The organism is Nitrosomonas sp. Is24 (assembly GCF_033063335.1).
Lineage (GTDB): Bacteria > Pseudomonadota > Gammaproteobacteria > Burkholderiales > Nitrosomonadaceae > Nitrosomonas.
The window spans coordinates 599,579-618,634 of sequence record NZ_JAWJZG010000001.1; the positions used below are offsets into that span (position 1 = coordinate 599,579).

Annotated in this window: 15 protein-coding genes; 10 read left to right on the top strand and 5 right to left on the bottom strand. The window is 51.2% G+C overall.

Going from position 1 to position 19,056, the window contains the following annotated elements:
- Nucleotides 1–4: 4 nt before the first annotated feature.
- The 3 genes from R2103_RS02675 (at nt 5) to R2103_RS02685 (ending at nt 4,150) form a co-directional block, all read left to right on the top strand.
- Complete coding sequence (locus R2103_RS02675; RefSeq protein WP_317530000.1) at nt 5–724, top strand: DUF2971 domain-containing protein; 720 nt, start codon at nt 5–7, stop codon at nt 722–724.
- Nucleotides 725–982: 258 nt separating this feature from the next.
- Nucleotides 983–1,852, top strand: coding sequence for a hypothetical protein (locus tag R2103_RS02680; RefSeq protein ID WP_317530001.1), 870 nt, complete (start codon nt 983–985; stop codon nt 1,850–1,852).
- Between the two features lie 150 nt (nt 1,853–2,002).
- Nucleotides 2,003–4,150, top strand: coding sequence for a hypothetical protein (locus R2103_RS02685; protein WP_317530002.1), 2,148 nt, complete (start codon nt 2,003–2,005; stop codon nt 4,148–4,150).
- Here the strand turns inward: R2103_RS02685 and R2103_RS14335 are convergent.
- Nucleotides 4,102–4,563, bottom strand: coding sequence for a transposase (locus R2103_RS14335; RefSeq protein ID WP_411172640.1), 462 nt, complete (start codon nt 4,561–4,563; stop codon nt 4,102–4,104). The two genes, R2103_RS02685 and R2103_RS14335, sit on opposite strands and share 49 nt — an antisense overlap.
- Nucleotides 4,494–4,901 carry a transposase gene (locus tag R2103_RS14340; RefSeq protein WP_411172582.1) on the bottom strand — a complete coding sequence of 136 codons (408 nt, stop codon included), beginning with the start codon at nt 4,899–4,901 and terminating at the stop codon, nt 4,494–4,496. The genes R2103_RS14335 and R2103_RS14340 overlap by 70 nt, the downstream gene beginning before the upstream one ends.
- 95 nt (nt 4,902–4,996) lie before the next feature.
- Here R2103_RS14340 and R2103_RS02695 point away from each other — a divergent pair, with 95 nt between their 5' ends.
- From R2103_RS02695 to odhB, 6 genes are all read left to right on the top strand, one after another.
- Nucleotides 4,997–5,218 carry a hypothetical protein gene (locus R2103_RS02695; protein WP_317530003.1) on the top strand — a complete coding sequence of 74 codons (222 nt, stop codon included), beginning with the start codon at nt 4,997–4,999 and terminating at the stop codon, nt 5,216–5,218.
- A 450-nt stretch (nt 5,219–5,668) separates the two neighbouring features.
- Entirely contained in the window at nt 5,669–6,364 is a 696-nt protein-coding gene (locus tag R2103_RS02700) for a succinate dehydrogenase iron-sulfur subunit (protein WP_317530004.1), read from the top strand.
- Nucleotides 6,361–6,594: a succinate dehydrogenase assembly factor 2 gene (locus R2103_RS02705; RefSeq protein WP_317530005.1), complete on the top strand. Its 234-nt coding sequence runs from the start codon at nt 6,361–6,363 to the stop codon at nt 6,592–6,594. Before R2103_RS02700 ends, R2103_RS02705 begins: the two co-directional genes overlap by 4 nt.
- Nucleotides 6,595–6,678: 84 nt before the next feature.
- Entirely contained in the window at nt 6,679–7,980 is a 1,302-nt protein-coding gene (gene gltA, locus R2103_RS02710) for a citrate synthase (protein ID WP_108697253.1), read from the top strand.
- 29 nt (nt 7,981–8,009) lie between these two features.
- A complete protein-coding gene (locus R2103_RS02715; protein WP_317530006.1) occupies nt 8,010–10,853 on the top strand; it encodes a 2-oxoglutarate dehydrogenase E1 component in 2,844 nt (947 codons plus the stop codon).
- Nucleotides 10,854–10,865: 12 nt separating this feature from the next.
- Nucleotides 10,866–12,116, top strand: a complete 1,251-nt coding sequence (gene odhB / locus R2103_RS02720; protein WP_317530007.1) for a 2-oxoglutarate dehydrogenase complex dihydrolipoyllysine-residue succinyltransferase — start codon at nt 10,866–10,868, stop codon at nt 12,114–12,116.
- A gap of 33 nt (nt 12,117–12,149) precedes the next feature.
- Here the strand turns inward: odhB and R2103_RS02725 are convergent, their stop codons facing one another.
- Together R2103_RS02725 and dnaE are read right to left on the bottom strand one after the other, a co-directional pair.
- Nucleotides 12,150–13,091 (bottom strand): hypothetical protein, encoded by a 942-nt coding sequence (locus R2103_RS02725; RefSeq protein ID WP_317530008.1) that lies wholly within the window; start codon nt 13,089–13,091, stop codon nt 12,150–12,152.
- A complete protein-coding gene (gene dnaE / locus R2103_RS02730; RefSeq protein ID WP_317530009.1) occupies nt 13,072–16,560 on the bottom strand; it encodes a DNA polymerase III subunit alpha in 3,489 nt (1,162 codons plus the stop codon). The genes R2103_RS02725 and dnaE overlap by 20 nt, the downstream gene beginning before the upstream one ends.
- A gap of 62 nt (nt 16,561–16,622) precedes the next feature.
- Between dnaE and yegQ the strand changes: the two genes are divergently transcribed.
- On the top strand, nt 16,623–17,990 hold the full coding sequence (gene yegQ / locus R2103_RS02735; RefSeq protein ID WP_411172583.1) for a tRNA 5-hydroxyuridine modification protein YegQ: 1,368 nt from the start codon (nt 16,623–16,625) through the stop codon (nt 17,988–17,990).
- Here yegQ and R2103_RS02740 read toward each other — a convergent pair.
- On the bottom strand, nt 17,946–18,995 hold the full coding sequence (locus R2103_RS02740) for a hydrolase (RefSeq protein ID WP_317530010.1): 1,050 nt from the start codon (nt 18,993–18,995) through the stop codon (nt 17,946–17,948). The two genes, yegQ and R2103_RS02740, sit on opposite strands and share 45 nt — an antisense overlap.
- Between the last annotated feature and the right edge of the window lie 61 nt (nt 18,996–19,056).

The window sequence follows — 19,056 nt, forward strand, 5'->3', positions numbered from 1 at the left end:
GCTCATGATTATTTATCACTTTACTTCCTCCGAATTCGCCCTAAGAGCCCTGCGTGACCGCCGGTTGAAAATTGCACGCATCAATGAACTGAGCGATCCGTTTCAATTGTGTGCTGCCGATTTTTCCGGTAGCGATACACAGCCCAAGCTGGAAGCCTTCAGAAATCAAATGAATGAGGGCTACGGCGTCATTTGTCTTACAGAACACTATCGAGATCCCGTGCTATGGAGTCATTATGCCGATGGTCATCGCGGTGTTGCGTTGGTATTTGAAATTCCGGATGATATGGCGATCCGCGTCAGTTATCAACCGGAGCACGTCAAGCTGTATGTCGACGCTGCATGGCAGCGCGGCGGTTTTACCGAATCCGATTTAACCCAATTAATCTCGATCAAATTCTCAAGCTGGCAGTATGAAAGCGAGGTGCGAATGATGTGCCGCCTGAACGATCATTTCTGCCAGATCGATTCAAAGGGAATAAAAGTCTATTTTGAGTCATTAAGTCTGGAGTCTTACGGTGTGGATGCGTTGAAACTAATCGGATTGATCCGCGGCGTCCGCTGTGATTTGAAACCTGCGGATATCGCGAGCGAATTGCTGGCGGTCGATACCTTGCCGGTTCAGGATGCCCGATTGGATGTGTCGTCCTTTCAAATCGTTGCCGGTGAAACTTACCCGGTCAATGGCGTGCGGTCATTTTCCGCTTGCTGCTTTAGGGTTTGATCAGGCTGGGGTTGACATAGCTGCCCAGCGGTACGAAGGTGGTGTAATAAGCGAGTGTTACCAAATGAGCACACAAAGCCGCACTGCAACAAACGTAAATAATCAGCATTTTATTCTTCATATCCAAGCATCGCTTCCATACTATTAAATCGTAAATAAAGGACAAAGCTTGCTTTGTTCTAAGCTTTTTCCCATTTCAATCGCCGGTAGTATGGCAACAAAAAATGACCAGGTTGTTGTTTTAATGAGGGAAAAGAGATGAATAGAGAAGCTATCTGTGGTTTCTGTAAAAAGTTTCTAAGCCTGTTTCTTTTGTCCGTTTTCGCAACGAGTTCTGAAGCTGCGGGAGAAATGAATATTCCCGATGGCGTACAAATTCAGCCGCCAATAAAGTTTGTATGGACAAGAAATAATATCGATACCCGCGGTATGACGGAATATCAATTCGGATTAAATAGTGGTGCGTATCCTTACTCTCAGTCTTATCAGCAAGCGCTTGATCCACTCCGAAGGGCAACATGTTTAGAGTATGGTGGCGCATGGCTATGCCATCCGATTACAGAATATCCCTATTACCCGAGCTATAACGGCTGGATCAAAGGGTATAAATTTTGCCGGTCATACGAACCTGATTACTGTGGTTGGCATACATCAGCGATGGAAGGTATTTGTCCCGGGAATTTAGCCGGATACAGCATCAAGGATATTTATAACGTCGACCGTTATGGCTACATCGCATGCCCCGTTCCCTCGTATCCGGATGGTGAAAAAGATCTAACCAAACCTGAAGAATGCGGTGATAGGACACCGAATCCGGTTTATCTGGCATTAGGACGCAAGGAGCTGACGATACCGATTTATCGAATTGGTGGCAGTAGTTTTCCAATAGATTTCCAACTATTTTATCAACACAACGATACAAGAAGATCGAGTACAGCCTGGCGTCATACTTACTATAAATTCATAGTTCTGGATGGATTACCCAATCCGGTGAGTGCACGTATTTATCGCGGTAAGGGAGCTGTAGTATTTAATAAGAATCAGACGACTGGGGAATGGCATGGCGACATTGATACCAATGACTCATTGATCGAATTGTTCGATGATGTTAATAACCGCTTAGGCTGAGTATATCGGGATAGCTTGAATGACAGGATAGAAAAATATGATGCCTCGGGCAAATTATTATCTGTTGAAGATAAAAGCGGAATAACTCATACACTGGTTTATAGCGCAAAGGGGAATTTGTTAAAAGTAACTGACTCACTCGGAAATGTGTTGCAGTTCACTCATGATGATTATGGTAACTTTGCCACACTTACTGATTTAGCTGGGAATCTTTATCGATTCACTTATCAAAGCAACGGCAATCTGACTTCAGTCGCCTTTCCTGACGGGAGAGCCCGTACCTACCATTACAACGAATCTGCCTACACCAGTGGAGCCAGTTTGCCGAATGCGCTAACCGGCATTACCGACGAGAACGGCGTGCGTTTCGCCACTTATACTTACGATGCACAAGGCCGTGCAGTCGTTACCGAGCATGCGGGGAGCTTAGAGCGGTATGTGCTCAGCTATAGCACCGATGGTGGTTATACGCGTGTGACCGATCCGCTGGGTAGTCAATATACGCACCATTTCCAAACAATTTTGGGGATAGCCAGAAGCACCGGTCAATCGCAGCCTGCTGGTTCGGGTTGTAGTGCTGCTTCCAGTACAACAACCTATGATGTGAACGGCAATGTTACCAGCCGTGCCGATTTCAATGGTAACAAGACTTGCTATGCGTATGATCTGAGCCGTAATCTTGAAATCACCCGAGTTGAAGGAGTGAGCGTTGGTAGCAACTGTCCCGGTGATTTAGCGAGCTATACACCGGCACCCGGCAGCAACGAGCGCAAAATTCTCACCGATTGGCATGCGAATTTCCGCTTACCGGTCAAAATCACTGAAGCCGGACGGGAAACCGGTTATGTTTATGACACGTACGGCAATGTCTCGCAATATCAAATCAAAGATACTGCTACCAGCGATACGCGTACTTGGAGTACGAGCTATGTTTATCATTCCGGTATTCCGGGGGTGATTTTGCAAAAAATAGAGGACGGGCCGCGTACCGATGTGGTTGATATCACCACGACGGATTATTATGTCTCCGATGCTGCCTGTGCCGGAGGGCATTCCGGTTGCCGCGGGCAAATCGCCAGCATCACCAACGCGCTTGGCCATACTACGCAAATCACGCGCTATAACGCGCACGGCCAGCCGGAGGAAATCATCGAGCCCAATGGCTTGATTACGAACCTCACTTACGATGTTCGCCAGCGTCTACTCAGCCGCACAGTTGGCACGGAGATTACCCGCTATCAGTACGATGGTGTCGGGCAGCTCAAGAAAGTCACCTTGCCCGATGGCAGTTTCTTGAACTATAACTACGATGCTGCGCATCGCCTGACAGGGATTGCCGATAATTTGGGTAATCGCATGCAGTACACGCTCGATAATATGGGCAACCGCATCAAGGAAGAGCTGTTCGATTCCAGCAATAATCTGGCTCGAATCCAGCAACGCGAATTCGATGCTTTAAGCCGGTTATGGAAAGACATCGGCGCACAAAGTCAGACCACGCAATATCAGTACGATGCGCAAGGCAACCTGAAACAGATCATCGATCCGTTGCTGCATACCGCCACCTATCAGTTCGATACGCGCAATCGTCTCAAAGGAACCATCGATCCGGCCAATGGCCATATCCAGCAAACGCTGGATGCGCGCGATCAAATCACCCGCATATCCGATCCGCTCGATATCGCCACGACCTACACCTACAATGGCTTCGGCGATGTGATTCAGGAAGTCTCAGCCGATCGCGGCACGACCGCGTACACGTATGATTCGGCGGGAAACTTAAAAACCGTACTGGACGCGCGCGGCGTTAAGCACACCTACAGCTGGGATGCGTTAAACCGGCCCATTCAACGTGCGCATTCCGTGCCAACCGGTGTGGCCGCTACAGCTAGCATCGCTTGGAGTTACGATACTGGACCCAATGGCATCGGGCGGCTGACCGGCATGACGGATGAATCCGGTTCGACTGCCTTTGGCTATGATCCGTACGGCCGTCTGCTTACCAAAACACAAACCATCAAGTTAGTGAGTGGCAACGGTAATGCTATCAACTACATTCAAACGTTGAGCTACCAATACGACAGCGCTGGCCGTGTCAGTCAGACGACTTATCCTTCGGGCGTGCAAATCAGTACCCTGTATGGTGCCGATGGCCGCCCAGTGGAGATTCGCGTCAACGGCGAACTGCTGATCGGTAACATTGCGTATCAACCATTCGGTGAACCGAAAAGCTGGGTATGGGGTAATAGTCAAGCGTATACGCGTAGTTTTGATCTAGGGCCTGTTAACACAATCTGATTGCTTCGACGATGAAGGCAAAGTGGATGAAGGAAATGAAGATGACATCGAGCTTGTCGAATCTGGATAAGATGCGGCGAAATCCTTTGAGCCTTCTGAACAATCGTTCGATCTCGTTGCGCTTTCTGTACAGAGCACGGTTGTATTCTCAGGGCGACAAACGATTTGCCTTGGGTGGAACAACTGGGGGATGTAGCCCAATCTAGTGCCAGTTGGCGGGTTTTGTCGCCTTCATAAGCACGATCCATCAACAAGTAGGTGAGCATACTGACGGGACCGAAGGAAAGCAAAAGTTGCCTGCCCTCGGGCGCGTCGTGGGCGTGACCGGGTGAGAAGGCGAAGCTTATGGTTGTTCTGGAATCTGCGGCAACCAGATGAATTTTGGTGGTCCATCCACCTCGAGATTTTCCGATGGATTGGGGGCCGTTTTTTTTAACGCACCCGTGCCGTCGGGATGGACTTTGATGCTGGTGCTGTCCAGCGAAACAGTTTCAATACGGATACGGATGATTTGCTGATGCTGAAGTTGCCCAAATACATGGCTCAGTACACCACTCTTTGCCCAGCGATTCATGCGGGTATAGATGGTATGCCAGTTGCCGAATCGCTTGGGCAGTCCTCGCCACTTGCAGCCATGCTCGGCAACGTAAAGAATGGCATTGAGAACTTGCAGATTGGAATGGCTGACGTTGCCACGCTGACGCGGCAGGCAGTGCTCGATCTGTTGATATTGAGTTTCGGTGATTTCCATCACCAAATTATATCAAATAGCGTTAACAGGCCCTAGTACAACTTTTTTTAAGGGAAGCTAACTGCAAGAAAACTCGAAAAGGAGAGTTATGCAATTTGGAATTTGATCCAATTTTTTCATCACAAGATGCTGCAGCAATGGAAATAACAATAAATTCATTAGAGGACAATAATATTATCGTGCGGTTTATTTATCCCCCCAATGGTATAAAGATAAATTTACTGTTTCAACTTGAAAAAACTAACGTCGGCTGGCGAATCGATGACATTGTATATGGAGAAAATGCCGTTTCTTTGAAAATGATTCTTTCTCGCTAACAAAGTAGCTTAAGTAAGCTTGTGCGCCATCTGAAAAAACATGGGATAAATCGAGTATTGCTAATGAAAAAACTAGCAATGCACAAGCCCAATGGCTATCGAATCAAACCGGCAAGAAAGAAATATTCGGTTACCCCCAACTGAAGTTGATTAGGGATTTGCCGCGAGCGTAGGCACCGGTACGTACTACTGGTGGAGTGATGACATTGGCAAGAATAATACTGTAAGTGATGGGTGTGGAGCCAATAGAATAAAAAGTAAAAGGTTCCGATCGGTTAGTTTCGTTCCTTCGGGTAGGTCAGAGCGGCTTGTGGTAATGCTCTACACAGATCCTGTTATCAATAAATCCCAATCAAGCTGTACCAACTTGACTTCAAATCTGTATACTTTGCAGTGTTCTGAGTTGTTTCTATCGATTTAAGCCGTATTCAAACCATCCGGAGCCAGCCCATGAAGTTTTCGATTTACCGCTACGATCCCGATAAAGATGAAAAACCTTACATGCAGGATTACGACATTCAGCTGGCGCCGACCGATAAGATGTTGCTGGATGCGTTGCTGCGCATTAAATCGATCGATGACAGTTTGAGTCTGCGCCGTTCCTGCCGCGAAGGGGTGTGCGGTTCGGATGCGATGAATATCAACGGGCGCAATGGGTTGGCGTGCATTACGCCGGTCCGCAGCCTGAAAGAGCCGGTGGAAATACGGCCGTTGCCCGGATTGCCGGTGATTCGCGATCTGATCGTGGATATGACGCAATTCTTTCAACAGTACCATTCGATCAAACCTTATTTGATCAACAACGATCCGCCGCCCGAAACGGAGCGGTTGCAGTCGCCGGAGGAAAGAGCGGCGTTGGACGGTGTTTATGAGTGCATCTTATGCGCGTGCTGCACCACTTCCTGTCCGTCGTTCTGGTGGAATCCGGATAAATTCGTCGGCCCGGCGGGGTTACTACAGGCGTACCGGTTTCTGGCCGATAGCCGCGATCAAGCGACCGCTGAACGGCTGGATAATCTGGAAGATCCTTACCGCTTGTTTCGCTGCCATTCCATCATGAATTGCGCCGATGCCTGTCCTAAAGGCTTGAATCCTACCGAGGCAATCGGCAAAATCAAGGACATGATGGTCAAAAGAACGGTATGAAGGAATTCGAACGCGCCCGCTGGCGTTGCCGGCGCGGCTTGCTCGAATTGGATATTATTTTGCAGCGTTTTATGGATCAGCATTACGCGCAATTGGATCAGCAAGAACTGGAACAATTTGAACGATTACTGTCCTTACCGGATAATGATCTGTGGGATTTGATTGCAGCAAAGCAAATCAACCGCGATAGTGACTTGCAGGCAGTTTTGGAATTACTACAAAAGAGTTAGGTTTCCAGTGGTATTCTGGCAGCTCTGGAACCTGATAACAGTGCATACTCATCAAATCATACGCAACACAAGTGGAGAAGTCATATGGCACAAAAAGGCACAGCGACTCTGAATCTGAATAACGGCAGCGCGCCAATCGAGCTGCCGGTTTTATCCGGAACTATGGGCCCGGATGTGATCGATATCCGTAAGCTGCACGCACAGAGTGGCTTGTTTACTTATGATCCCGGTTTTTTGTCAACCGCGAGCAATAGCTCGACGATTACTTTCATCGACGGCGACAAGGGCATATTGCTGTATCGCGGCTATCCGATCGAACAGCTGGCGCTGCATTGCGATTTCATCGATGTTTGCTATTTGTTGCTGCATGGCGAATTACCGGCGCCTGAGCAGAAAAAAACCTTTGATGGTGCGATCAAAAGCCATTCGATGTTGCACGAACAGCTGGTGCGGTTTTATAGCGGATTCCGCCGTGACGCCCATCCGATGGCGGTGATGGTCGGCGTGGTCGGTGCGTTGTCGGCGTTTTACCATGACGCATTGAATATTTCCGATCCGTCGCACCGCGAACAATCGGCATTCCGCTTAATCGCCAAATTGCCGACGATTACCGCAATGGCGTACAAATACAATATTGGGCAGCCGTATGTTTATCCGCAAAACAACTTGAGTTATGCGGAAAATTTCCTGCACATGATGTTTTCCGTGCCGACGGAAAAATACGAAGCCAATCCCGTCATTGTGCGTGCCTTGGATCGGATTCTGATTTTGCACGCCGATCATGAGCAAAATGCGTCCACCTCGACCGTGCGTCTGGCGGGTTCCAGCGGGGCTAATCCGTTTGCCTGTATTTCCGCGGGTATTTCCTGCTTGTGGGGCCCTGCGCATGGCGGCGCGAACGAAGCCTGCCTGCATATGCTGGAGGAAATCGGCGATGTGTCGCGCATTGATGAATTCATCCGGCGCGCTAAAAACAAAGACGATAATTACCGACTCATGGGTTTCGGCCACCGGGTTTACAAGAACATGGACCCGCGCGCGAAACTGATGCGCGAAACCTGCCACGAAGTGTTGAATGAGCTGGGGTTGCAAAACGACCGCTTGTTCAAACTGGCACTGCAACTGGAAAAAATCGCCTTGGAAGACGATTATTTCATTTCGCGTAAGCTCTATCCGAACGTCGATTTTTATTCCGGTATTGTGCAGCGGGCATTGGGCATCCCGACCAGCATGTTTACCGCGATTTTCGCGATGGCGCGTACCGTCGGCTGGGTGGCGCAATGGAGCGAAATGGTGTCCGATCCGGATTATAAAATCGGGCGTCCGCGTCAGCTCTATACCGGCACGACGATGCGCGATGTGCCCAGTTCGTACATTAAAAAATAGCCGTTCATTTATTCGAGGCTGCTGACCTTATGAACAAGCCGTTGTTGGATGATACGCTCTTGTCCGGCGCGAATGCCGCGTTTGTCGAGGCGGTTTATGACGAGTATCTGCATAATCCCAATTCGGTCGCGCTCGCCTGGCGTGAATACTTTGACCAGCTCGCGAAACAACCGGAAGCTGCCGCAACCCGGCAAACGCAACCGCCAGTGAGTGGTTCGACGGCTGCCGCTCCCACCGCGAAATCTTCCGGCAGAGAAACACAAACCGTATTGCCCGAAGCGGTGGCCGCGGATACGGACGATCGCAAGCAAGTTGCCGTGCTGCAACTGATCAACATGCACCGCTATCTGGGTTTGAATCAGGCTAAGCTGGATCCGCTCGGACTGAAACAGCAAGCGGATGTGCCCGAACTGAATCCGGCGCATTACGGTTTTACCGAAGCGGATATGGATAAGGTATTCAACACCGGTTCATTGGTCGGCCCGGAACATGCCCAGTTGCGCGAGATATTGCAGATTCTGCGGGAAACCTATTGCGGTTCGGTCGGCGCCGAATACATGTATATCTCTTCGGTGGAGCAGAAACGCTGGATTCAGGCGCGGCTGGAAGGTCAGCGATCGAATCCGGATTATTCTGCGGATTATAAGCGCCATATTCTTGAACGGCTCAATGCTGCGGAAGGATTGGAGAAGTATCTGCACACTCGCTATGTCGGGCAAAAACGCTTCTCCGGCGAAGGCAATGAAAGCCTGATCCCGCTGCTGGATAATCTGATTCATAGAGCGGGTAAAACCGGTGTGCAGCAGATCATCATGGGCATGGCGCATCGCGCCCGGCTCAATGTGTTGGTCAATACGCTGGGAAAAATGCCCGCCGATCTGTTTCGCGAGTTTGAAGGAAAGCAGCCGGAAGCGTTACCATCCGGCGACGTGAAATATCATCAAGGATTTTCATCCGCGATCAAGACCGCGGATGGCATCGTGCGCTTGGCGCTGGCGTTCAATCCGTCACACCTTGAGATTGTCAATCCGGTGGTCGAGGGTTCGGTGCGCGCACGCCAGCATCTGCTGAACGACAAATTGGGTGATCGAGTGCTGCCGGTGCTGATCCATGGCGACGCGGCTTTTGCCGGGCAAGGCGTGGTGATGGAAACGCTGAATTTGTCGCAAACCCGTGGTTATGGCACCGGCGGCACGGTGCATATCATCATCAATAACCAGATCGGTTTTACTACATCCGATCCGCGCGACAGCCGTTCGACCTTGTACTGCACCGATGTCGCCAAAATGATCGAAGCGCCAATTTTTCACGTCAATGGTGACGATCCCGAAGCGGTGGTGATGGTAGCCGAACTGGCGCTGGATTTCCGCATGCGTTTTCATAAGGATGTCGTGATCGATATGGTGTGCTTCCGCCGCCTTGGTCACAATGAACAAGATGAACCGATGGTGACGCAACCGCGCATGTATCAAATCATCAATCAGCATCCCGGCACACGCAAACGCTATGCCGATAAGCTGATTGGAGAAGGCGTGATCAAACCGGAAGACGCGGATCAGCTGGTGCAAGCATACCGCGAAGCGATGGATGAAGGCGTTAACCCAAACAAGACGGTGTGCTATGACTATAAGTCGCCATATGCCATCAATTGGGAGCCTTTTGTCCAACCCTGCAAATGGAACAAGAAGGTTAAAACCGGTGTTGCACTGCAAACGCTGAAACAGCTTGCATTGCGGCTGACGGATATTCCCGAAGGCTTCAAACTGCATTCACGGGTGGAAAAAATCATTGCCGACCGGCGCTCGATGGGAAATGGCGATTTGCCGCTGGATTGGGGCATGGCGGAGAATCTGGCTTACGCATCCTTGTTGAAGGAAGGGTATCCGGTCAGACTGTCGGGACAGGATTCGGGCCGCGGCACATTTTTTCACCGCCACGCGGTATTGCATGACCAGGTAGCCGCCGATCAGAACGAACGGATTTATGTGCCGTTGCGCCATTTGTACCCCGAACAACCGGATTTTGTCGTCATCGACTCGATGCTGTCGGAAGAAGCAGTGCTGGGTTTTGAATACGGTTACGCCACCACGCAACCGACCGAATTGGTGATCTGGGAAGCGCAGTTTGGCGATTTTGCCAATGGCGCGCAGGTGGTGATCGATCAGTTCATTGCTTCGGGCGAAGCCAAATGGGGCCGCTTGTGCGGCTTGGTAATGATGCTGCCGCACGGTTACGAAGGGCAAGGGCCGGAACATTCTTCCGCGCGGCTGGAGCGGTATTTGCAATTATGCGCGGACTACAATATTCAAGTGTGCGTGCCTTCGACCCCGGCGCAAATGTTTCATGTGCTGCGGCGGCAGATGATCCGCCCGATCCGCAAACCGCTGATCATCATGAGTCCGAAAAGCATGCTGCGCCATAAGGAATCGGTGTCCAGTCTGGACGAACTGGCGCATGGACATTTTTATCCGGTTATTTCCGAAACTGAAAATCTGGATTCCAATCAAGTAAAACGCATTATCGCGTGCAGCGGGAAGATTTATTACGAGCTGATGGCGTACCGCAAAGAGCAGCAAATCTCAAATATGGCCATTATCCGCTTGGAACAGCTTTACCCGTTCCCGCACGAGGAATTTCAAGCTGAGATTGATCGCTTCGGCAACGCCAAGGAAGTGGTGTGGTGTCAGGAAGAACCGGGTAATCAAGGCGCATGGCATCGCATTCAACACTATTTATTGCGCCATATGAAACCGGATCAGGTGCTGGGCTATGCGCTGCGCGCATCTTCGGCTTCCCCGGCAGTCGGTTATACGGCAAGACACAAATTTACACAGAATGAGTTAATCGTCGCAGCATTCCGAGAAAAAATTTAGCACGAGGGCGCCATGCTAGTTGAAGTCAAAGTTCCCGCATTATCCGAATCCGTAGCGGAAGCTACGTTAATCTCCTGGCACAAGAAAGCGGGAGACTACGTCAACCGGTCGGAAAATCTGATCGACATCGAAACCGATAAAGTCGTGATGGAACTGCCCGCACCCAGTGCCGGTGTATTGGCTAAAGTGCTGAAAGGGGATGGCGCAACCGTCGTCAGCGGCGAAGTGATCGCGATGATTGAAACCGAAGCGGCCGTTCAACCGGAGAATGAAGTCAAACCGGCTCCCGCTGCAAGTCAGCAGGCGCAAGCCCCTGCTGCGCTGAACGCAGAAAAATCAAGCGTTGAAGCAGTCGATACCGCAATTCCGATGCTGATGCCGGCAGCACGCAAACTGGCGGAAGAAAATAATCTGAAAGCGACGGAAACGTCGGCGATCAAGGGCACCGGCCTCGGCGGGCGCATTACCAAAGAGGATGTGCAAGCATATATGGCTAGTAAATCCGGTGTGGCTGCAAAAGTTGGAATTGAATCCACCGCAACGGGTAAACCAGCAACAGGAACGCGCACCGAACGCCGGGTGGCTATGTCGCGCTTGCGCCAGCGCATTGCGGAACGTTTGGTAGAGTCACAATCGACCGCAGCGATTCTGACCACGTTCAACGAAGTCAATATGCAGGCGATCATCGATCTGCGCACGCGCTATAAAACCGAGTTTGAAAAGGAGCACGGCGTCAAACTCGGCTTCATGTCGTTCTTCGTCAAAGCGGTGATTGCCGCATTAAAGAAATACCCGATCGTCAATGCCTCGGTGGAAGGCAATGAAATTGTCTACCACGATTACTACGACATCGGCATCGCAGTCGGCAGCCCGCGCGGGCTTGTCGTGCCGGTTATCCGTGACGCGGACAGATTGTCGCTGGCGGAAATCGAACTGCAAATCGCCGACTTTGCCAAACGCGCGCAAGACGGTAAACTCACCATTGAAGAACTCAGCGGCGGGACCTTCTCGATCACCAACGGCGGCGTTTTCGGCTCGATGCTGTCGACCCCGATCATCAATCCGCCACAAAGCGCCATTCTCGGCATCCACGCCACTAAGGAACGTGCAGTCGTCGAAAACGGCCAAATCGTCATCCGCCCGATGAATTATTTAGCGCTATCGTATGATCACCGCATCATCGACGGCCGCGAAGCGGTGCTGTCGCTGGTGGCGATGAAAGAAGCGCTGGAGTATCCGATGAGTCCGTTGTTGGAGAAGTGAGAAAGCAACTAAATTGTCAAATTAACAATTCGGTCAAGCAGTGAGAGGCGGCGAATTTTTTGTGAACTTTATCAGCTCGACTTGGCTTTGCTCACTGTCATCATAAAGAGTTGCAACATATTCTTCGTCACAAGGTAAGAAACTTCTGGGTAACGGGTTTTTGGCATAAGGATTGTGAATTAGTGCAGATGATTCTTGATTGCCACTGATTTTGCTTGCATTAAAGTCAACCGCCCAGATTGCACTGATCATCGTATTAGATTGATCGAGAAAAGAGTCGGTGGGTACTGATGCGCCGTTTAGGTTTTCGATTGTGAAACGTTCCTGGTGCCCGCTACTAATGATCAAAAGTTTTTCCTTGTCGATTGTTAATTGGCGAGGACCAATTGCAAAAACAGCTTCAATTGCATATGGAAACCCGCTAATGCCATGAAGACTAAGAAAAGGGCCATGTCTCATTTGACATCCGTTTACGGCAATTACATAGACATCCGAGTTTGAAACTATTCCTTTACTTAACCATCCTTCTTTTTTTCTATCAGCGGCTCCAAGTAATTTCTCTTTCTTTTCTTTAATAGCACTTGTCCAGTGTTGAAGAATTTCATTGTGAGGAAGTTTGCTTGCAAGATTTGGTTGGATATTAAGCCAACTTTTTGGGACTTTTGTTGGTTCTGGGCATATTACTTCAATCCATATATTGCGGTTTTCTGAATGTAGTAAGAAATCTGGGCCGATTCCTGGGGGCGGGCAAACTATAAGTTCCTTATGTTTAATTTGCTCAAAAATGAGTGCTTCAGATATACATGACCAGAATTTTGTATTACTACCAGAAGTAAGTTCGCTCAAAAACTTAGAATCTGCGAAGCCTGATTTAATAAATACATCACAGACCCGAGCCAGTTCTTCGCGATATTTCTTGCAAAGTCCATCACCAGGAAATCTGCGATTGATGTGTTCAATATATGATCTCAACATTACTATCCCTGAAATGCGCCTTCAGCGATTCCAGTAAATCGCTGTGCAAATACACCCGCCAATCATTCCCCAATTCCAGTTCCCCGCTCGCCAAATCATTGCTATAGACGACTGTAACCGGGCAGTAATTCGCATAGTTTTTTTGCACCTGAGAGATGAAAGGTGTCAGTAAGGCTTTGAGGCTGGAGATTTGTCCGATGGTGTTAGCATCGCAGCGAATTCTGAGTTGTCTGGCGAAGCGTGAGCGGATGCCGGCGAGGTCGTAGAGTTGTTCGGCGGTGATGCGGAGTTCGTCGCCTTCTTCGCCGTTGTAGTTGCGGTTGCTGATTTTGGCTTCGGCGATCAGTAGTTGATCTTCTTTTAACCAAGCGCGATTGGCGTCGAACAATTCGCTGAAAACAACCAGTTCGACGCGTGCTTTGCCATCGTCCAGATTGATGACGCACATCCGGCCGCGGCGCGTCATTTGCACGCGCACCGAGTGGATGATACCGGCGATCAGTTGCGGTTCGCGGCTTGGATTCAGCCGGTCGAGCCGGGTGCGGATGAAGCGTTTCAATTCCGCTGCGTAGGTATCGAACGGATGACCGCTGAAGTAGTAGCCCAGGGCGATTTTTTCCTGGTGCAGCTTTTCCCGCTCGGACCAAGCTTCGGTTGGAATCAGTTGCGTTTGCAGATGCGAGTGGTCGCCGGTTTCACCGAATAAATTGGTCTGACTGGCAGCGCGGCTCATCTGTTCGGCGGATTCGATCGCCACACCGACGGAAGCGATCAGGCTGGCGCGGTTGGTGTCGATGGTATCAAACGCGCCAACGCGGATCAGCGATTCCATCACGCGGCGGTTGGCGATGCGCCGGTCGACGCGGTTACAGAAATCGAATAAATCGCTGAACGGGCCGGTTTGTCCGCGTACCGCGACGATCGAGTTGACCGCAGATTCTCCAGTGCCTTTGACCGCGCCGAGACCAAAGCGGATGGTTTTGCCGTCCACGGGAACAAAACGGTAGTCAGATAAGTTGATGTCGGGCGGGAGAATCGTCAAACCGTTGGCGATGCTGTCCTCGACGAAAATTTGCACTTTATCGGTGTCATCCATGTCGGCGGATAAACACGCCGCCATGAATTCGGCCGGGTAATGCGCTTTCAGGTAAGCGGTTTGGAAAGCGATCAGCGCGTAAGCGGCGGCGTGCGACTTGTTGAAACCGTAACCGGCGAATTTCTCCATCAAGCCGAACAGTTCGGTGGCTTTTTCTTCGCTCAAGTTGTTGTTGACTGCGCCGGAAACGAAAATGTCGCGCTGCTGCGCCATTTCCTCGACTTTTTTCTTACCCATGGCGCGGCGCAGCAAATCCGCGCTGCCCAGGCTGTAGCCGCCGATCACCTGCGCGATCTGCATGACCTGTTCCTGATAAATCATGATGCCGTATGTCGGCCCGAGGATCGGCTCCAGACGGGGATCGAGATACTCGATCGTTTTCCGGCCATGCTTGCGGTCGATAAATTCCGGAATCAGATCCATCGGGCCGGGGCGGTACAACGCGACCAGCGCGATGATATCCTCAAAGCGATCCGGTCTGGCTTTTTGCAACAGGTCGATCATGCCGCGCGATTCAAACTGGAAAATGCCGACCGCGTTACCCTTGCGCATTAATGCATACGTCGCTTCGTCATCGAGCGGCAGCGTTTCCAGTGAAAAGGGTTGAGCCGGGGTCGATCCGCTGTTCTGATGCGACTGACGGATGTAGCCGACGGCACGATCCAGAATGGTCAGCGTGCGCAGTCCGAGAAAGTCGAATTTCACCAAGCCGATTTTTTCGACATCGTCCTTGTCCAGCTGGCTGACCACCGAGTCAGCTGACTCGGTGCAGTAAATCGGACAGAAATCGGTGATCTCGCTCGACGCGATCAATACACCGCCTGCATGCATGCCGATGTTGCGGGTGATCCCTTCGAGGCTTTCCGCCAGCTCCAGCAGATTGCGCACATCTTCTTCTTCGGCAGCGCGCTGATTGAGTTGCGGTTCGAGCTGGCGCGCTTTTTTGAGCGTCATGCCGATCTCGAACGGTATCAATTTGGCGAGTTGATCGACAAAGTTGTACGGCAAATCCATCACCCGGCCGATATCGCGGATCACCGCCTTCGCCGCCATCGTGCCAAAGGTGGCGATTTGCGAGACTTTGCCGGTGCCATAGCGCTGCTTGACGTATTCGATCACCAATTCGCGCCGATCCTGGCAAAAGTCGATATCGAAGTCCGGCATCGAAATGCGCTCGGGATTGAGGAAACGTTCAAACAGCAAATCGTAGCGCAGCGGGTCAAGATCGGTGATGCCCAATGAATACGCCACCAGCGAACCGGCGCCGGAGCCGCGCCCGGGACCGACCGGCACGTCGTTGTGTTTGGCCCAGTTGATAAAGTCGGCCACGATCAAGAAATAACCGGGAAATCCCATCTGAATGATGGTTTTTACCTCGAACTCGAGGCGCGCCTGATATTCCGGCAGCTTGTCGGCACGTACTTGGGCATCCGGAAACAGTTCAGCCATGCGTTTTTCCAGACCGATTTCAGCTTGGTCGCGTAAATACTCATCGAGACTTTCGTTGTTGGGCGTAGGGAACAGCGGCAGGCGGTTGATGCCGAGTTCCAGCACCAGATTACAGCGCTTGGCAATCTCGATAGTATTCGCCAGTGCGCTGGGGATATCGGCGAACAGTTGCGTGATCTCGGCCTGGGTTTTGAAATATTGCTGTCCGGTGAAATTTTTCGGGCGGCGCTTGTCATCCAGGGTGTAACCTTCGGCGATACACACCCGGGCTTCGTGTGCGCGGAATTCTTCGGCATTGAGAAACTGTACTGCCTGCGTGGCCACGACGGGTAAGTTCAATTGGCGCGCTAGCGCCAGCGATTGCTGCACCAGCATGGCTTCATTCGGGTGGCCGTCGCGTTGAATTTCAAGATAAAAACGCTCGGGAAACAAACCGGCCCATTTGCGAGTCTGAATTTCCGCTTGTTGCGGATTATTCTGCAAAATGGCCAGGCCGATGTCGCCAAAGCGGGCGCCTGACAGCGCGATGAGTCCTTGTGTGCCCCATGCATCGGGATGTAGCCACGACTCTCGGATTTCGGCCCGGCCGTGATATTGATTCTCCCGGTAAGCGCGTGATAGCAAGCGCGATAATAGCAAGTAACCGTCGCGCGACTGGCACAGCAATAACAACCGGATCGGCTTGTTGCGGTCGGATTCGTTGGTGATCCAGACGTCGCAGCCGAGTATCGGTTTGATGCCGTTTTTATGGGCACTTTGGTAAAATTTCACCAGCCCGAACACATTGGCGAGATCGGTTAGCGCCAGTGCCGGCATTTGATCCGCTACCGCTTTGGCAACGACATCTGGAATCCGGATGGTGCTATCCAGAATGGAGTATTCGCTGTGCAGCCGTAAGTGAATGAAAGCAGGGTGAGCGGGCATGGTGGTACAATTCGAGTTCGCGGAAACTCTGTCATTTATACAATCGAGCGTTATTCTACCTTATGTTGAAATCACCTGAACTTTTACTTCCAGCCGGTTCTTTGGACAAAATGCGCATTGCTTATGCGTTTGGCGCCGATGCGGTGTACGCCGGGCAGCCGCGTTATTCGATGCGTGCGCGTAACAATGAATTCGCGTTGGAACAACTGCAAACCGGGATAGCGGAAGCGCATGCGCTGGGGAAAAAATTCCTCGTGGCCAGCAATATCATGCCGCATAACGCCAAAGTGAAAACGTATCTGGACGATATGGCGCCGGTCATTGATATGAAGCCGGACGCGCTGATCATGGCCGACCCGGGATTGATCATGATGGTGCGCGAAAAATGGCCGGATGTGCCGATTCATTTATCGGTGCAGGCTAATACCGTGAATTACATGGGTGTTAAATTCTGGCAGAAAATCGGTCTGACGCGGGTGATTCTGTCGCGCGAATTGTCGCTCGATGAAGTGGCGCAGATCCGCGATTATTGCCCCGACATGGAACTGGAAGTTTTCGTGCATGGCGCGTTGTGCATTGCGTATTCCGGGCGCTGCTTACTGTCGGGCTATTTCAACCACCGCGATCCGAATCAGGGTACCTGCACCAATTCGTGCCGCTGGGATTATAAAGTGAAATCTGCCGAAGAGAATCCGAGCGGAGACATTCAGGAAATCGGCAAGATCGATTTTGATTTCGGTCAGGCGATGCAGCAATCCGAACAATCGGCCCTGTCGGGCGGGTGCGGTTCGATTCCACGGCATCCGGCCGCCGATCAGGTGTATTTGATCGAAGAAAAAGAGCGTCCTGGCCAGCTGATGCCGATCATGGAAGACGAGCACGGCACGTACATCATGAATTCCAAGGATTTGCGCGCGGTCGAGCACGTCGAGCGGCTGGTCAAGATCGGTGTCGATTCACTGAAAATCGAAGGACGCACCAAATCGCTATACTATGTGGCGCGCACGGCGCAGGTTTACCGCAAGGCAATCGATGATGCCGTGGCCGATAAACCGTTTGATCTGGCCCTGTTAGGCGAGCTGGAAGGCTTGGCGAATCGTGGCTATACCAGCGGTTTTTATCAACGTCATAGCACGCAGGAAACGCAAAACTACCTGCGCGGACATTCGGAATCCAACCGCAGCCAGTACGTCGGCGATATCACCGGTTTTGATGAAACCAACGGGATGGCGGAAATATTGGTGAAAAACCGCTTCCAAGTCGGCGACCGGCTTGAAATTATTCATCCCGAAGGCAACCAGGTTGTCGAGTTGTCGCACATGCTGGATGGTGCGGGACGGCCAGTGCAGATTGCGCCCGGCAGCGGCCACCGCGTCAAGATACCGTTAGCCGGAAATGTGCAGAACGCTTTTGTCGCGCGCTTTTTCTGAGTCGACGTGCTGGCACTGGTGATGGAAGAAACTGAGAATCTTTTGCGGTAGCCAGCTTAGTTTTCCCGGGAACGGGCCTTGCATGAATCCGGCGTGTCCGCCTTCTTCCGGAAATTCCAGTGTAACCATGGGCGATACTTCAGTCTGCGCGGGCAGTACCGATGCCGGCATAAATGGGTCGTTACGCGCATTGATCACCAGTGTGGGTACCTGTACATGTGGCAGCCATTGCTTGCTGCTGGATTGCCGCCAGTAATCATCGGTATCGCGGAAACCGTGTAAGGGTGCTGTGACGATATTGTCGAAATCATAAATCGACGCGCATTTTTTCAGCGCATGGGCATCGAACAAACCTGGAAATTGTTTTAATTTATCAGAGGCTTTGTCTTTGAGTGTATCTAGGAAATGGCGCGTGTAGACTTGATTAAAGCCCTTGTCCAGAGCCGCGCCAGCCGCCGCCAGATCGAGCGGCACGGATACTGTTGCAACCCCAGCTACTAGCTCTTTGGCGCGCTCTCCTTGCTCTCCTAGCCATTTTAACAGCGCATTTCCGCCCAGCGAAACGCCCATCACATACACCGGTTGCACTGTGTCAGTTGTTTGCGCCTGAGTCGTGATCCGCCGCAGCATCCAGTCGATTTCACTGGAATCACCGGCATGGTAGGCGCGCGATAAGCGGTTAGGCTCACCGGAACAACCGCGGAAGTGAATGACGGCGCTACGCCAATGATGGCGTTTCAGGCTGTTGATCATACTGAGAATATAGTGGCTTGATGAACCGCCTTCCAGACCATGAAAAAATACGACCAGAGGAGATTCGTCCGAACCATCGCTCCAGTCGACATCGATAAAGTCCCCGTCATCCAGTTCCCAGCGCTCGCGCCGGTAGGTAAACCGTTGTGCCGGTTTATTGAAGTAAGGGTAGAGTGTTTGCAGGTTGCCACCGGGCAGCCAGGATGGTGCTGTGTAGTGCGCTGTATACAAAGGAATTGTGTTTCCAGGCATGGGTATTATTTTACGCTGCGGCATTCGGGTTGTTTATCGCTGTTTAATTTCAGTGAATATA

What these genes read in the sequence shown, in the direction of transcription:
- R2103_RS02715 (WP_317530006.1), top strand. Translation starts at nt 8,010, where the DNA reads ATGAACAAGCCGTTGTTGGATGATACGCTCTTGTCCGGCGCGAATGCC.
- R2103_RS02705 (WP_317530005.1), top strand. Translation starts at nt 6,361, where the DNA reads ATGAAGGAATTCGAACGCGCCCGCTGGCGTTGCCGGCGCGGCTTGCTC.
- R2103_RS02700 (WP_317530004.1), top strand. Translation starts at nt 5,669, where the DNA reads ATGAAGTTTTCGATTTACCGCTACGATCCCGATAAAGATGAAAAACCT.
- odhB (WP_317530007.1), top strand. Translation starts at nt 10,866, where the DNA reads ATGCTAGTTGAAGTCAAAGTTCCCGCATTATCCGAATCCGTAGCGGAA.
- R2103_RS14340 (WP_411172582.1), bottom strand. Translation starts at nt 4,901, where the DNA reads ATGGAAATCACCGAAACTCAATATCAACAGATCGAGCACTGCCTGCCG.
- gltA (WP_108697253.1), top strand. Translation starts at nt 6,679, where the DNA reads ATGGCACAAAAAGGCACAGCGACTCTGAATCTGAATAACGGCAGCGCG.
- yegQ (WP_411172583.1), top strand. Translation starts at nt 16,623, where the DNA reads ATGTTGAAATCACCTGAACTTTTACTTCCAGCCGGTTCTTTGGACAAA.
- dnaE (WP_317530009.1), bottom strand. Translation starts at nt 16,560, where the DNA reads ATGCCCGCTCACCCTGCTTTCATTCACTTACGGCTGCACAGCGAATAC.
- R2103_RS02675 (WP_317530000.1), top strand. Translation starts at nt 5, where the DNA reads ATGATTATTTATCACTTTACTTCCTCCGAATTCGCCCTAAGAGCCCTG.
- R2103_RS02680 (WP_317530001.1), top strand. Translation starts at nt 983, where the DNA reads ATGAATAGAGAAGCTATCTGTGGTTTCTGTAAAAAGTTTCTAAGCCTG.
- R2103_RS02725 (WP_317530008.1), bottom strand. Translation starts at nt 13,091, where the DNA reads ATGTTGAGATCATATATTGAACACATCAATCGCAGATTTCCTGGTGAT.
- R2103_RS02740 (WP_317530010.1), bottom strand. Translation starts at nt 18,995, where the DNA reads ATGCCTGGAAACACAATTCCTTTGTATACAGCGCACTACACAGCACCA.